Annotated in this window: 12 protein-coding genes; 3 read left to right on the forward strand and 9 right to left on the reverse strand. The window is 75.3% G+C overall.

The window, feature by feature from the left end; all coding sequences use genetic code 11:
* Window positions 1–197: 197 nt before the first annotated feature.
* Window positions 198–1,187: an endonuclease/exonuclease/phosphatase family protein gene (locus ACW14Y_RS36360; RefSeq protein WP_380389140.1), complete on the forward strand. Its 990-nt coding sequence runs from the start codon at window positions 198–200 to the stop codon at window positions 1,185–1,187.
* A gap of 42 nt (window positions 1,188–1,229) precedes the next feature.
* Here the strand turns inward: ACW14Y_RS36360 and ACW14Y_RS36365 are convergent, their stop codons facing one another.
* Window positions 1,230–2,480, reverse strand: coding sequence for a DUF6777 domain-containing protein (locus ACW14Y_RS36365; protein WP_456984883.1), 1,251 nt, complete (start codon window positions 2,478–2,480; stop codon window positions 1,230–1,232).
* Between the two features lie 530 nt (window positions 2,481–3,010).
* Here ACW14Y_RS36365 and ACW14Y_RS36370 point away from each other — a divergent pair.
* Window positions 3,011–4,372, forward strand: a complete 1,362-nt coding sequence (locus ACW14Y_RS36370) for a streptophobe family protein (RefSeq protein WP_380309175.1) — start codon at window positions 3,011–3,013, stop codon at window positions 4,370–4,372.
* 57 nt (window positions 4,373–4,429) lie between these two features.
* Here ACW14Y_RS36370 and ACW14Y_RS36375 read toward each other — a convergent pair whose 3' ends face one another.
* From ACW14Y_RS36375 to ACW14Y_RS36395, 5 genes are all read right to left on the reverse strand, one after another.
* Window positions 4,430–5,200, reverse strand: a complete 771-nt coding sequence (locus tag ACW14Y_RS36375; RefSeq protein ID WP_456984884.1) for a transposase — start codon at window positions 5,198–5,200, stop codon at window positions 4,430–4,432.
* Window positions 5,201–5,240: 40 nt separating this feature from the next.
* A complete protein-coding gene (locus tag ACW14Y_RS36380; RefSeq protein ID WP_456984885.1) occupies window positions 5,241–5,627 on the reverse strand; it encodes a DUF4259 domain-containing protein in 387 nt (128 codons plus the stop codon).
* A 94-nt stretch (window positions 5,628–5,721) separates the two neighbouring features.
* Window positions 5,722–6,789: a protein kinase domain-containing protein gene (locus tag ACW14Y_RS36385; protein WP_456988346.1), complete on the reverse strand. Its 1,068-nt coding sequence runs from the start codon at window positions 6,787–6,789 to the stop codon at window positions 5,722–5,724.
* A 200-nt stretch (window positions 6,790–6,989) separates the two neighbouring features.
* Window positions 6,990–7,607 (reverse strand): hypothetical protein, encoded by a 618-nt coding sequence (locus tag ACW14Y_RS36390; RefSeq protein WP_402722600.1) that lies wholly within the window; start codon window positions 7,605–7,607, stop codon window positions 6,990–6,992.
* Between the two features lie 66 nt (window positions 7,608–7,673).
* On the reverse strand, window positions 7,674–10,100 hold the full coding sequence (locus ACW14Y_RS36395; RefSeq protein ID WP_456984886.1) for an FHA domain-containing protein: 2,427 nt from the start codon (window positions 10,098–10,100) through the stop codon (window positions 7,674–7,676).
* Window positions 10,101–10,347: 247 nt separating this feature from the next.
* Here ACW14Y_RS36395 and ACW14Y_RS36400 point away from each other — a divergent pair, with 247 nt between their 5' ends.
* Window positions 10,348–11,697 (forward strand): acyltransferase, encoded by a 1,350-nt coding sequence (locus tag ACW14Y_RS36400; protein ID WP_456984887.1) that lies wholly within the window; start codon window positions 10,348–10,350, stop codon window positions 11,695–11,697.
* 118 nt (window positions 11,698–11,815) lie between these two features.
* Here the strand turns inward: ACW14Y_RS36400 and ACW14Y_RS36405 are convergent, their stop codons facing one another.
* From ACW14Y_RS36405 to ACW14Y_RS36415, 3 genes are read right to left on the reverse strand one after another with little or no spacing between them, the layout of a single operon-like run.
* On the reverse strand, window positions 11,816–12,775 hold the full coding sequence (locus tag ACW14Y_RS36405) for an alpha-ketoacid dehydrogenase subunit beta (RefSeq protein ID WP_380389129.1): 960 nt from the start codon (window positions 12,773–12,775) through the stop codon (window positions 11,816–11,818).
* Entirely contained in the window at window positions 12,772–13,848 is a 1,077-nt protein-coding gene (locus tag ACW14Y_RS36410; RefSeq protein ID WP_456984888.1) for a thiamine pyrophosphate-dependent dehydrogenase E1 component subunit alpha, read from the reverse strand. Before ACW14Y_RS36410 ends, ACW14Y_RS36405 begins: the two co-directional genes overlap by 4 nt.
* Window positions 13,845–14,759, reverse strand: a complete 915-nt coding sequence (locus tag ACW14Y_RS36415) for a phytanoyl-CoA dioxygenase family protein (protein WP_380309188.1) — start codon at window positions 14,757–14,759, stop codon at window positions 13,845–13,847. Before ACW14Y_RS36415 ends, ACW14Y_RS36410 begins: the two co-directional genes overlap by 4 nt.
* Window positions 14,760–14,774 lie beyond the last annotated feature (15 nt).

The raw sequence follows: 14,774 nt of genomic DNA on the forward strand, positions 1-14,774 counted from the left end.
AGGTCCGTCCCACCCTCGCCCGGCCTCCGGACCGTTCGGTCCGGACACGCAGAAACGATCACCTCAATAGCTCAGTGACCCGGGGTGCCGGGCGAAGGCACGGTGCCTCCCCGCCGGAGCCCCCGTGCGCGGAGCGGTGCGGAACCGCGCCGCGCACGGGGGCGTCCTGAGCCAGAGGCACGGGGCTGGAGCGAGGGGTGGGGAAGCCGGTGGAGCGGGCACGCTGGTGGGTGTGGGTGCGGCGGGTGCTGGAGTGGTCCGGCTGGGCGGTGTCGGCGCTGTCGGCGGTGCTGGTGGCGGTCCGCCTCGGCGGGTGGGACGACGGGACGCCGCTCGCGCTCGCCGTGGTGCTGCTGCCGTACGCGGCGCTGGGCGGCGTGCTCGCGCTCGGGGTGCTGCTGGCGCTCCGCTCGTGGTGGGCGGCGGCGGTCGCCGGTGTCCTGGTGGCGGTGCAGCTCTTCTGGCTGGTCCCGAGGCTGGTGCCGGACGGCGGGGCCGCCCCGGCGGCCGACGCGCCCCGGCTGCGGGTCGCCACCAGCAACGCCTGGGTCGGGCAGGCCGATGCCGCCGAGATCGTCCGGCTGGTGCGCGAACAGCGGGTCGACGTCCTGGCGATGGAGGAGCTGGGCCCGGGCGCGGTCGCCGGGCTGGACCGGGCGGGCATCGCCGAGGTGCTGCCGCACCGCGAGCTGCGGCCCGGTCGCGACACCGCGATCTACTCGCGGCTCCCGCTGACGCCGCTCGACGGCTCGGCCTCGGAGGCGGCCCGGGAGCAGATCGCGGCCGAGGTGACGGTCGGCGGCCGCACCGTCCGGCTGACGGCCGTGCACACCTACTACCCGCTGGGCGACTCCGGGCGCTGGTCGGCGGACTTCGACGGACTGCGGGCGGCGGTGTCCGGCGCCACCCGCAACGCCGTCCTGCTGGGGGACTTCAACGCGACGCTCGACCACACGCCGATGCGCGCCCTGCTCGACACCGGCCTCGCCGACACCCACGCGGAACTGGGCCGGGGGGTCGCGCCCACCTGGCCGGAGCCGGACACCTACTTCAGCGCGCTGTGGCCGGTGATCCAGATCGACCACGTGCTGCACGGGGAGGCGCTGCGCGCGGTGTCGGTGACGGAGCACCGGGTGCGGGGCACCGACCACCGCGCGGTGGTCGCGGAGCTGGCCGTCACCGGCTGACGCGGGGCCGCCGGGGCCCCGCGCGGCCGGGCCCGGCCCGGCTCAGCCGGTGGTCGCCGTGACGGTGGGGCAGGGCGGCAGGGTGGACGGCGCGGCGGTGGCGCAGGTCGCCGTGGCCGTCGCCGGCTGCTGGGCCGTGGTGGTCGACGCGGCCGTCTTCGTGGTCGTCGTGGTGGCGGCCGGCGTGGTGGTCACCGTCGGCTTCGAGCTCGCCGACTCGGTGGAGGCACTGGTCGAGGTGCCGGCCGAGGCGGACGAGGAGGTGGCCCCGGAGGAGGTCGCGCCCGAGGACGTGGCTCCGGAGGAGGTGGCCCCCGAGGAGGTCGCGCCCGAGGAGGTCGCGCCGGACGTCGAGGCGCTCGCCGAGCTGCTGGACGGCCCGGTGGAGCCGGAGGTCGAGCCGGACGGCGAACCCGAGGTCGAGGACGAGGTCGAGGCGGAGGTGGAGCCCGAGTTCGACGGGCTCGACGAGGCGGACGGCCAGGAGGTCGCGGGCGGGACGCCGGGTGCCAGCGGGCCTCGCGGCTCCCGGACCTCCTTGTCGACGACCTTGATCTGCCCCGTCAGCCGCGCGAACCAGCCGCCGGTCACGATGTCCACCAGCACGATCTCGGTCACCGGTCGGGGCGCGGCGACCACGATGACCAGCGTGCTCGGCTGGAAGCCCGTCCACGGCTTGCCGACGTACTTGGCGTCCGAGACCAGGGTCGGCGCCTTCAGCGGGTTGCCGCAGCTGCAGCGCACCCGCGGCACGCCCTGCGCGTCGACCAGCACGGCGGTGCCGGCCTGGAGCACGGACTGGTAGGCGACGGCCGCGCCGCCCTGGTAGCTGTGGTTGGTGACCCGGGTGTCCACCCGCAGGTAGGCCGAGGTCAGCGACCGCAGGTAGCCGGGGATCGCGGACTGCTCGATGCCCTGGGCCGAGGCCCAGGCCCGGCCGGTGTCGCCGGTCGAGGTGATGGAGATCAGCCGCTCCACGTCGCAGCTCGGCTTGTTCATCGTCCCGCCGTAGACGCCGGCCGACGTGCCCTCGACGTTGTGGAGGCCGGTGCTCGCGGTGGCCGTGGCACCGGCCGTTCGGGTGGCGGTCACCGTGGCCGGCGCCGCGGCCGGGGCCTGTACCGCCTCCGTCTGGACCGAGGGGGTGAACGGCGCCGGGCCCGGGTCCTGCGGACCCTGCAGCGCGACCTCGTTCGCGGTGGGCACGGTGGTGTCGTTGCTGCCGCCACCGCCGTTGTTGTTGTTGATGATCAGCACCGCGGCGACCACGGCGAGCGCGGCGGTACCGGCCACCAGGGCGGCCTTCCGTCCGGAGCGCCACCACGGCGTCGGACGCCCCCCGCCCGGCCCGCCCTGACCGGACGACCCGCCGGGTCCGCCACCACCGGACGGTCCGCCGGCTCCGCCGGAGGCCGGGCCCGACGGGGGACCGGGCGGCCCGGACCGGCCGCCCGAGGGCGGGCCGGAGAGCGGGCCGGACGGCGGTCCTGAGGGCGGGCCGAGGGGCGGCCCGGACGAAGGCGGTTGGGAACTCATCGAGGCTCCGTTTCGCAGGCGGCCGGTCCACCCGGCCGGCGCAGGAGGCTCCTGCCACTGGGATCCATTTCTGCCCCGGGTGTCCGTCCGTCGCAACAGCAGCGGGCAACGGGCGGCCGGGCGGTGGACCGGTGGCGGACCGGTGGCAGGTCGGTGGCGGGTCGGCGGGCGGGGTCGCGGCGTCGGGAGGCGGACAGGCGGGCGGGCCGGTCCTGGGCCACCCTGGTGGCAGGCGTGGGGGCCGGAACCGGACGCACGGGGGACACCGAGCCGACAGGGAGAGCCGCATGCACCAGCAGGCCCGTTCGAGCGGGTCGGCCCGCACCGGGGCGGCCGGAGCACCCGGCGCCGTGCGCGGCTGGCTGGACGCGGTGGCGGTGGTCCTGGCCGGGTTCGCCGCGATGGCCGTCGTGGCCGCGCTCGGCCTCTGGGCGGCCGGGGCGAACGACCTGCCCGGCGGCGGCTTCCCGTACGTGCTCGCGGCCACCCTCACCCTCGCGGTCGGCGGCTCGGTCGGCCTCGACGGCGGGGCGGGCTTCTTCGCCTCCGTCGATGCCGGGATCGTCGCGATGCCGCTGTCGGTGAGCCTGGTCGGCGCGCTGGCCGTGGCCGAGGTGTTCCTGCGCCAGCTGCGGTTCCGGGCGGTCGCGGGCGGCCGGGAACTGCTCGGCCGCGCCGCCCGGACGGCGGTGGTCTGGCTGGTCGCCCTCGCCCTGCTCTGCGTCGCGGCCCGGCACACCTTCCCGGTGCCGCTCGGCGGCGGGCTGGTCGAACAGCTCGGCGGCGCGCTCGGGATCGACCCCGAGGTGGGCTTCCACGCGGAGCCCGCGCCCACCCTCGGCCTGGGGCTGCTCTGGCTGCTGGTGGTGCTGGCCGCGACGTTCGCCGTCTCCCGCCGGGCGCCGCTGCCGCGCTCCCTGGTGCCCTTCCAGCAGGCCGTCCGTCCGGCCGGGTTCGCGATGCTGCTGGTCCTGCTCGGCTGCGTGGCGCTGGGGGTGGTGGCCGCGATCGTCACCGCCGCGGTGAACGGGAACGCCCGGGAGGTCGCCGCCGTCGCGCTGCTCGCCCTGCCCAACCTGGTCTGGCTCGCCTTCGGCGTCGGCCTCGGCGGCGAGTGGCACGGCCACCTGGTCGGCGCGATCGGACTGCCCGTGCCCAAATCGCTGGCCGCCGTACTGCGCGTCGGCGAGGGCCAGGACGGCACGGTGAGCCTCGGCACGCTCGCCGAACAGAACGCCCGCGCCTGGTGGTTGCTCCCGGCGGCCGCCGTCCTGATGCTCGCCGCCGGGGTGTTCGCCGCGCACCGGGCACCGCGCGGGGTCCGGCTGTGGCAGCACGCGGTGCGGCTGGCGGCGGCCGCCGCCGTCACCATGCTGCTGGTCGGCGTCTGGACCAGGATCTCCGCCGACTACGGCCTCTCGGTGCTCGGGGTCGGCCTCGGCGAGGGCGGCCTGGGCGACCTGCTCAGCTCCGTCCTCGGCCCGGCGGTGGGCCCGGTCGGCCCGGCCGCCGCCCTGACCGGCGGCACCCTGACGCTCGATCCGGTGCTCTGGATCCTCGTACCGCTCGCCGCCGGCTGGGGCCTGCTGACCGGCACCCTCGGCGCCCTCGCCGCCACCCGCCTGCCCCGCCGCGGCGAGACCTCCTAAAGCTTGTTGCAGAAGTCCGGGTGGGGGCAGGTCGGCGTGTGCTTTGACCTGCTGGTTTCATGCGGTTCGGGCGAGGTTGTGCATGTGGGCGACGGCCTGCACGGCGTGGTGCAGGCCGTCGCCCTTCTGCCGGCAGTCCCGGAGGATCTTCCAGTTCTTCATGCGGGCGAGGGTGTGCTCGACGCGGGCGCGTACGCGTCGGTGTTCGGCGTTGTCCTCCTGCTGGGCCCGCAGGAGGGGACGGCCGGCGCGTCTGCGGTGCGGGACGGCCAGGCCGGTGTTGATGTACGCGCCGTCCGCCAGGACCGTGGTGCCCGCGCACGTGGTGGGCAGGTCGGAGGCCCGCCAGGCGTGCGCGTCGGCCCTGTTGCCCGGCACGGGGCGGGCCGTAGCCACCACGAGGCGGGTGTCGGCGTCGACGACGACCTGCACGTTCGCCGAGAACCGGTAGTTGCGGCTCGATGCGGCGACGGTGCGGTCGCGCACGGGGACCAGGGTGCCGTCGACGATCCACAGCCGCTCCACGCCCGGGGTCGGGCGTGGAGCGGCCTGAAGTGCCAGGAGCGGGCCCAGGCGCTGGACGACGCGGCAGACCGTGGCCGTCGAGATCCCGAACAGCGGCGCGAGCTGGCGCATCGTGAGGTTGGTCCGGTAGTACACGGCCACCAGCAGGACCCGGTCGGGCAGCGGCAGGCACCACGGCCTGCCACCGCCCGGCCCGTTGCCACCCCGCTCCCGCACCACCCGCACCAGGCCCTTGAACTGCCGCATCCGCAGACCCGTGAACGTCTCCACCCACACCGGCTCAACCCGGAGCACCCCACCCATACCGGAGAAATGCCCAGTCCCAGACCTTCCGGAACAAGCTTTAGACGTCCTGGTCGGCCGCTGCCTGCCGCGCGTCGGCGGCCAGTTGGTCGAAGGTGCGGATCAGCACCTCCCGGCGCTGCTTCTTGTACTCGGGCTTGGGCTCCAGGCCGTCGATGGTGCGCTCCCAGACGGCCATGAACGTCTCCTTCCAGCCCTCGACCACCTCGGCCTCCGGCAGCTCGCCGCTGGCGTGGCCGGACCGGGCGAGGACGTGCAGCAGTTCCAGCTGGCACGGCACGGCGACACCCCAGTACTCGTCGGGTTCGAGGCCGACCGGATCGCCGGCCATCGCCTCGGCGACCTCCTCGACGAGCCGGCCGACGACGGCCGACAGGTGGTCCAGCGCCGTGTCGCTCTCGAAGTTCCCACTGCCCCACGTGCCCACGGATGCTCCCCGGTCGCCGCTCTGCCGTTCTCGCTGTCGGGGACATCGAAGCAGGCGGCACCGACAACGGCCCGGGCCGTCGCCCGGTGGGCCGTTACCGCCAGTGGCCGGGGCCGGGCGGGTGGACGGCCGGGAGGGCCCAGGCGGGGGGTTCGGGTACGCCGGGGGTGGCGCCGAACGGGGGTGCGACGGCGGCGACGACCTGGGTCGGTGGGCCGGCCGTGCCCCACTGGGCGCCGGGCGGGCCGGTGGCCGGGGGGACGGTGGCCGCCGCGCGCAGCTCGGCGACGAACTGCAGACAGGTGGCGAAGCGCTCCTCGGGGGTCTTGGCGAGGGCCCGGCCGACCACCTCGTCCACGGCCGGGGGCAGGTCGGGCCGGTGCTCGCGCACGGTGGGCGGCGGGTCGTTGAGGTGGGCCCAGAGCAGCGCGAGGTCGCTCTCCCGGCGGAACGGCGGTGCTCCGGAGAGCATCTCGAAGACGACGCAGCCGAGGCCGTACTGGTCGCAGCTGCCGTCCAGCGGTCGGCCGGAGATCTGCTCGGGCGCGGCGTAGTCGAGGGTGCCGACGATCTGGCCGACGCCGGTCAGGCCGCTCAGCGAGAGGGACTTCTTGGTGAGGCCGAAGTCGGCGAGGTAGAGGTGTTCGGGGTGCTCGCTGTCGGTGCCGGGGGCGACGAGCACATTGCCGGGTTTGACGTCCCGGTGGACCAGGTCGTGGTCGTGCGCGGCGTCCAGCGCGGACGCGATCTGCAGGGCGAGCCCGGCGGCCCGCTCGACCGTGAAGGGGCCCTTCCGGGAGATGAGGCCGCGCAGGTCGCCGTGCTCGACGTAGCGCATCGCGATGAAGAGGATGCCGTCCGCCTCGCCGGCCTCGAACACCGGGATGATGTGCGGGTGGTCGATCGCGGCGGCCACCTGCGACTCGTGGATGAAGCGGCGCCGGAACACCTCGTTGCGGGCCAGTTCGGGGGCGAGCAGTTTGACCGCGACGGTGCGGCCCAGCCGCAGGTCCTTGGCCCGGTAGACGACGGCCATGCCGCCGCGGCCGATCTCCGCCTCCAGCCGGTACCCGGCGACCCGGCGGCCGACCAGGCCGGCGGGCAGGCTCGGCAGGGCGAGGGCGTCGTCGTCGGGGTCCGCCGGGAGGTCGGGTCCGGGCACGGGTCCGGGCACGGCGGGGGCGGCCGCCGCGGTGGGGCCGGCGTCGGGAACCTCGGTGGGCCGCGCCGCGGTGGGCGGGTGCGGGGAGGGCTCCTCGGGCGGGTGCGGGGAGGGCTCCTCGGGCGGGTCCGGGGCGGGCGACGGATCGCCGGGCGGCCGGTCACCGGGCGACGGTGCGGGCGGCGGGTCCGGGGGCGTGCTCACGGCCCCACCAGCCGGGTCGGCTCACCGGCGTCCGGTGGCGGTCCGTCGTCCGGCGTCCCGGCGTCGGGCCGCGCGGCCTTCGGCGTCCCGGCGGCCGGCCGCCCGCTGTCGGGCAGCCGCGGCCGGTCGCCGACGGCGTAGGTGTGCAGCTGGAGGCCGTCGCAGTAGGACCAGCGGTCGTGCACCGGGTCGAACACCCAGAGCCGCTCGCCGTCGACGACCAGCCCGATCCGCAGGCCGCGCGCCCGGTCCCGGAAGGTCTCCAGGTCGACGCCGCCCGCGGCGAGGTCCTCCAGCAGCGAGCGGTAGCGGGCCAGGCCGCCCTCCGCCTCGGCGAGGGCGGGGCGCGGGTCCGCGGTGCGGGCCGGCGGGCCGGTGGCGGTGGGCGGGGCGCCGGGGAGCGAGAGCAGCAGCCGGCCGTCGACCCAGGTGGTCCAGCCGTTGGAGCAGAGCACCTGGGCCCAGTCCCCGGCGCGGCCGAGCAACTGCAGCGGCAGCAGCGGGTCCAGCGGGGACGCGGGTTGCGCCGGGTCCGGGGCGGCCCAGCTGGGCAGGCCGTCGGGTGGGGCCACATGGGTGGGGCGGAACCCGAACTCGTCCATCGGCAGGTTCACTTCCGCAGGGTCGCTTCCGCTGGTTCACTTCCGTTGATCCGCTCGCGGCGATTCACTCGCGCCGGTTCATTTCCGCATGATCGCCGGCTCCTGCCGGCGCAGCAGGGCGAGCACGGCCACGGCCAGCAGCACCGCGAGTCCGACCAGCAGGGCCAGTGACAGCAGCCACCCGGCCCGGTCCTGCCGGAACATCGGGTCGGCCGTGATCGCGGTCGGCAGGACGGTGTGCAGGTCGACGGTGCGGGCCATCGCCGACAGGCCCCAGCGGGACGGCACCAGCCAGGAGAACTGCTCCAGGCCGGGCACGCCGTGCAGCTTCAGCATGGCGCCGCTGAACACGATCTGCACCACGGAGAGCAGCACCAGCAGCGGCATCGTGGCCTCCTCCTTGCGGACCACGGCGGAGACCAGCAGGCCGAGCATCATCGCGGAGAAGGAGAGCAATGCCACCGCGATGATCAGTTCGGCCAGTGGTGGCAGCAGGACGCCGCTGTGCACCGTCACCCCGTTGGCCAGGGTCGGGCTCAGGTCCACGCCGGCCAGGCCGACCACCGTCAGTACGGCGGCCTGCGTCACCGTGATCGTGCCGAGCACCACCACCTTGGAGACCAGATAGGCCGAGCGGGACAGCCCGACCACGCGTTCTCGCTGGTAGATCGGCCGTTCCTTGACGATCTCGCGCACCGCGTTGGCCGAGCCGGTGAGCAGGCCGCCGATGCAGAGCGTGAGCAGGCAGTTCAGCGCGTTGTCGGAGGAGAGCCGGCTGCCCGCCATCGCCCGGCACATCACGCCGATCAGGAACGGCAGGGCGATCATCACGGTGAGGAACAGCCGGTCCGCGGCGAGCACCGCCGTGTAGCGGCGGATCAGCGTGCCCAGCTGGGCGAACCAGCCCTGCGGCTGCTCCGGGCCGATGCTGTCGGCGGCCTGCGCCCCGGGGCCGGCCACCGGGACCGGGCGGACGGGCGGCAGGGCTCCGGCGGCGACGTAGCGCTCGTACTGGGGAGACTCCCGGAAGCGGCGCTGCCAGGCCGCGTGGTCCTCGTTCTCGAACGCCTCGAAGGCCTGCGGCCACTCGGTGAAGCCGAAGAACGGCAGGGCCTCGTCGGGCGGGCCGTAGTAGGCGGTGCGACCGCCGGGGGCGAGCACCAGGAGCCGGTCGCAGACGTCCAGGCTGAGCACACTGTGGGTGACCACGACGACGGTGCGACCGTCGTCGGCCAGGCCGCGCAGCATCTGCATCACCGAGCGCTCCATGCCCGGGTCCAGGCCGGAGGTGGGCTCGTCGAGGAAGAGCAGCGAGGGCTTGGTGAGCAGTTCGAGGGCGACGCTGACGCGTTTGCGCTGGCCGCCGGAGAGGCTGGAGATCACCAGGTCGGCGCGGGCGTCCAGGCCGAGCTCGTGGATCACCTCGGAGACCCTGGCCTCCCGTTCCTCCTTGGCGGTGTCGCCGGGGAAGCGCAGCTCGGCGGCGTAGGAGAGCGCGCGGCGGACGGTGAGCTGGGTGTGCAGGATGTCGTCCTGCGGCACCAGGCCGATCCGGCGGCGCAGCTCGGCGTAGTCGCGGTAGAGGTTGCGTCCGTCGTAGAGCACGGTGCCCTCGTCGGCCGGACGCAGCCCGGTGAGCGCGTTCAGCAGGGTGGACTTGCCGGCGCCGCTGGGGCCGGCCACGGCGAGCAGGGCCTTCTCGGCGAGCGGGAAGGAGACGTCGTCGAGCAGCACCCGCCGGTCGGAGCCGACCCGTACGACCAGGCCCTGCACATTGAGCGAGACCTCTCCGGTGTCGGTGTACTCGACGAGCTCGTCGCCGGACAGGCAGAGCGCGAAGTGGCCGATGCCGACGATGTCGGCCGGGCCGATCGGGGCGCGCTGGACGGGGCGGCCGTTGAGGTAGGTGCCGTTGTGGCTGCCCAGGTCGACGATCTCGTGGCCGCCGTCGGGCAGGGTGCGCAGCTCGGCGTGGTGCCGGGAGACCACGAGGTCCTCCAGCACCAGCTCGTTGTCGGGGGCCCGGCCGATCCGCACCGTGCGGCCGGGCAGCCTGAGGACGGCGCTGGGCCGGCGGAAGGTGCCGGAGAGGGCCGGGGCGACGAGCGAGGGCCGATCGGCGGCGGGGGCGGCGGGGGCAGCGGGCGCAGCGGGAGCAGCCGGCGCAGCGGCCGGCGCGGCGGCGGGAAGGCCGGCGAAGGTGGCGGACGGCCCGTCCGCCACGTCGCCGAACCGCAGCCTGGTGCCGGGGCCGACCTCCTCGGACCGGATCCGGCGGCTGTCGGCGAAGGTGCCGTTGGTGCTGCCGACGTCCTCCAGCTGCCAGTGGTCGGCGCTGGCGCGCAGCACGGCGTGGTGCCAGGAGACCCGGGGGTCGTCGAGGACGATCTCACTGGTCGGGTCGCGGCCGACGTGGTACGCCCGGCGCGGATCCAGCAACTGCGAATCCGTGTCGGTGACGAGGACCAGGGGCGGCGCGTCGGGCGCGCCCGGGCGCTCTCCCATGCTTCGGAGTCTAGTCGGGTGGCGCCCGCCCGGCCCGGCCACCGAGTCCGCCCGACCCGGTCACCCGGTACGGCGGCGCCCGCCGGGCCCGGTCACGGAGGGTGCGGGGCGGCCGGGCGGGCCGATGCCGGGGAATTGGACTGGACCACTGGATTGCCGCCCGGGTACTGCCCTATCGTTCGGGGAGATCGGTACGGTCGTCGGGGCCCTCCGTACGACACGCCACGCGAGCCCCGGGATGGATCCATTGAGCGTCTGGCCGCAGTTGCGCGACACCCGAACGGTCAGAGCCGGCGTCGCGCCCGGGACGGTGCTCCGCTGCGGTCTCGTCGACACCATGCTCGCCGACCTCTCGGTCTCGGTCGTGCTGTTCTTCGACCGGGCCCTGGACGAGGAGCGGCTCGCCGCCGGGCTGGCCCGGGCGCTGGAGCGGGTCCCGGTGTTCGCCGGCCGACTGCGCACCGTCGACGGGGTGTTGGAGGCGGTCTGCGACGACTCCGGTGTCCCGATGGTGAGTTACCGCGTCGAGGGCACCCTCGCCGAGTCGATGGGCCGGGTCACCGCGCCCGGCGCGCAGCACGTCGACCCGCTGGACGCCCGGGCCGCCCGCACCGGCGACGGGCCGCTGTTCGGCGTCCGGGTCACCCGCACCGGCGACGGCGGCACCGTGCTCGGCTGCTCCTGGCACCACGCGATCGGCGACCTGCAGAGCTTCGCCCTGCTGCTGCGCGCCTGGTCGGCGGCGGTCGAGGGGGAGGAGCTGCCGGTGGCCGAACTCGTCGAGGACCAGGACGCGCTGCTCGACCGGGTCCTGCCCGCCGAGGACTGCGGCCGGCCCGGCTTCCGGGTGCCGGAGGAGGCCGAACGCCTGCTGCTGGAGCGGGAGGTGGCCGCCGGACCGCGCGCCAACCGCACCGTGCAGCTCTACTTCGGGGACGATGAGATCGCCCGGATGCGCGAGGAGTTCGGCGCGGCGGCCGGGGTCAAGGTCTCCGCCGGCGACGCCGTCTGCGCCCATGTCGTGCACACCGTCAGGGAGTTGGACGACGACCCGGAGACCCGCTGGCTCGCCGTCCCGGTCAACGTCCGACGCCCGCTCGGCCTGCCGGACACCCTGATCGGCAACCTGCTCGGCGACATCCACCTGCCGTACACGCCCGCCGACGGCCCCGGCGCCCTCGCCGGCGCGCTGCGTACCGCCGTGCGGGACTACGCGGAGGAGCACCTCAACCTGCGCTCCAACCTCCGCTTCCTGGCCGAGCTGGGCCGCCCCGGGCTGGCCGGGTGCGTGCCGCTCGGCTTCGACCCGCAGCACCGCCGGTTCAGCTTCTCCAACTGGAGCCGCTTCGGCCTCTACGACGCCAGCTTCCAGGGGCAGCGGCCGGTGTTCTTCAGTCCGACCGCCAACTACCCGTTGCCGTGGGTCTCGTGGAGCGTCGAGGGCTTCGGCGGCACCGGGCTCCTCACCACGCTGGTGGTCCCCGCCCGGCTGGCCGCACGGCTGCGCGGCACGGACGGCCGGGCGGCCCTGCACCGCTACCGGGACCCGTCGGACCGGCTCCCGGCGCTGCTCGCGGCCGTGCCCAAGGTGCTCTGAGCGCGGCCGCGCCCACGGTGCTCCGAACGCGGCCGCGCCCACAGTGCTCCGAACGCCGACCGGGGGCGGCCTGGGTGGCCGCCCCCGGAGGGTGCTCGACGCTCAGCGAGCGCGGGATCTACTTCATGACGGCGCGCAGCGCGTGCCGCAGCTGCTCCCGGTCGGGCTGCAGCGCCCGGTCCAGCTCGGGGGCGAACGGCAGCACCGTGCCGTCCGGGCGGGTGATCCGGCGGGGCGGGGCGGTGAGCCGGAACTCCTCGGCGGCGGTGGCCAGCACCTCCGCGCCGATCCCGCAGCTGCGGTTGGAGTCGTCGATCACCACCAGTCGCCCGGTGCGCTCCAGCGACGCGCCCAGCGCGTCCCAGTCGAACGGGTACAGGGTGCGCGGGTCGAGCACCTCGACCGAGATCTCGCCGGCGAGTTCCTCGGCCACCGCCAGCGCGTCGTGCACCAGGTGCCCGACCGCCACCACGGTGACATCGGTGCCCTCGCGGTGCACCCGGGCCCGGCCGAGCGGCACCGGCGCGAGGTCCCAGGTGACGGTCTCGCGGACCGGCAGCGCGGCGGCCGGGGCGAACACCACCACCGGGTCCGGGTCCTGGATCGCCGAGCGGAGCAGCCCGTAGGCGTCGGTCGGCGTGGCCGGGACGACGGTCTTCACACCCGAGTGCGCGAACAGGCTGTACGGGTGGTCCGAGTGCTGGCCGGCCCAGCCGCTGCGGGAGCCGGAGCCGGGGACCAGACAGGTCAGCGGGACGCCCGCCTGCCCGCCGCTCATCAGCGAGAACTTGTGTGCCTGGTTGACGAGTTGCTCGAAGACCAGGAACAGCAGGGACGGGATCTGGAACTCCAGCACCGGCCGCCGCCCGGCCAGTGCCGCACCGACCGCCATCGCGGTGAACGCCTGCTCGGAGAGCGGGGTGTCGACGATCCGCTCCGGCCCGAACCGGTCCAGCAGCCCGAGCGTGGGCCCGGCCATCCCGGCGCCGATGTCCTCGCCGAACACGCAGACCGAGGGGTCGCCGTCCAGTTCGTCGGCCAGCGCCCGGTTGAGCGCCTTGGTGTACGACAGTCTCATGCGACCGCCCCCGCCCGGGGCCGCAGGCCGGAGGCGTACAGGTGGTCGGCGGCGCCGGCCGGATCGGGGTGCGGCGAGGCGAGCGCGAACTCCTCGGCCGCCGCGAGCCGGGCGTCGACCTCGGCGTCCAGGGCGGCGGCGCGCGCGGCGCCGATCGCGTCGGCGGCCCGGAGGAGCGGGTCGCGCTCGCGCCAGGAGGCCACCTCCTCGGGGGTGCGGTAGTTCAGCTTCATCAGCCGTTCCATGGTGTGGTGGCCCTCGAACCGGTAGGTGCGGCATTCCAGGAAGCCGGGCCCGCCGCCGTTCCGGGCCCGGGCGACGGCCTCCTCGGCGGCGGCCCGCACCGCCTCGGTGTCCATGCCGTCCACCTCGGTGGCCGGGATGCCGAAGGCGGCGGCCCGGCCCACCGCGCTGCCCGCCACCGCGGTGCCGGCGGGCAGGGTGGTGGCGTAGCCGTTGTTCTCGCAGACGAAGAGCACCGGCAGCCGCCACATCGCGGCCAGGTTGAGCGACTCCAGCAGCACGCCCTGGTTGAGCGCGCCGTCGCCGAAGAACGCCACCGCGACCGCGTCCGTGCCGGCCTGCCGGTCGGCCCAGGCGGCGCCGACCGCGATCGGGGCGCCGGCGCCGACGATGCCGTTGGCGCCGAGGATGCCCAGCCGTAGGTCGGCGGCGTGCATCGAGCCGCCCCGGCCCCGGTTGGACCCGCCGACCCGCCCGGCGAGTTCGGCCAGCATCCGGGCCGGGTCGAGGCCCCGGGCCAGCACATGGCCGTGGCCCCGGTGGGTGGAGGCGAGCCGGTCGCCGGCGCCGAGCGCGGCGCAGACGCCGACCGCGACGGCCTCCTGCCCGATGTAGGGGTGGATGCCGCCGGTGATCACCCCGGACTTGACCAGGCCGAGGGCCCGCTCCTCGAAGGAGCGGATCAGCCGCAGCATCCGGTACCGCCGCTCGGGCGTGTCGAGCGCCGCCACGGCGGGCGCGGGCGCGGGCGCGGAGCCCGCGGCCGCCGCGGCGGGTGCGGCGGGTACGGTGTCGACACCTGCGGTGTCGGCGGGTGCCCCAGGGGTCACAGCGCTCCCCGCCAGACGGTCGGGCAGTAGTCCGGGTCGGCGTAGTCGGGCCGGCCGTCGGGGGTGCGGCGGACCAGCACGTCGTGGTTGTAGACCACCGGCCCGCCGTCCGGGCGGGTGGCGGCCTGGTACGTGTTGCCGCCGTCCTGGAGGTGCAGCGAGACGGCGCGGCGCGGGAAGGAGGCCAGGTTGGGGCCGCTGCCGTGGTAGGTGCGGCAGTGGTGGAAGCTGACGTGCCCGCGCGGGATGATCATCGGGACCTTGCGGACCTCGGTGCCGTTGTACTCCGCGTTGGCGTCCAGGATGGAGTCCAGCTCGGAGTTGTCGCGCTCGGCGAAGTGCCGGGTGGAGTCCTCCCCGGAGGACAGCTCCTTCCAGCGGTGGCTGCCGTCGACCATGGTGATGGTGCCGTTCTCCTCGCCGCAGTCGTGGAACGGCAGGAAGGCGGTCAGCATCCGGTCCGAGGAGGAGGTCTGCCAGTAGTGCTTGTCGAAGTGCCACGGCACCTGGTTGCTGGGCTCGCCCGGCACCGGGGGCTTGTAGATGAGCGTCGCCTGGAAGACCCGGACCTCCTCGGCCTCGGCGAGCAGCGCGGCGACGGCGCCGAGCAGCGGCTTGCGCAGGATCGCGCCGATCGCGTCGCTCTCGTAGTGCACGTAGTCGTTGTGCCGCTGGACCGGGCCGTCCGAGGCCTCCCAGGAGGCGAGGCGCGGCGGGCGGACCGGCAGGGTGCGGTCGCGGTGGCCGGTGTAGTAGTGCTCGGTGGCGGCCTGGAGGGTGTCCAGCTCCTCGTCGCTGAACAGCCGGCGGGACAGGTACCAGCCGTGCTCCAGGTAGCCGGCCACCTCCTCGGGGGTGGGCAGCAAGGCGCGTTCGGCCTCGGTGAGGTGGAACTCGGGTGCGGTGGTCATGGGGGTCGGGCCTCC

Source organism: Kitasatospora sp. cg17-2 (genome assembly GCF_054031055.1).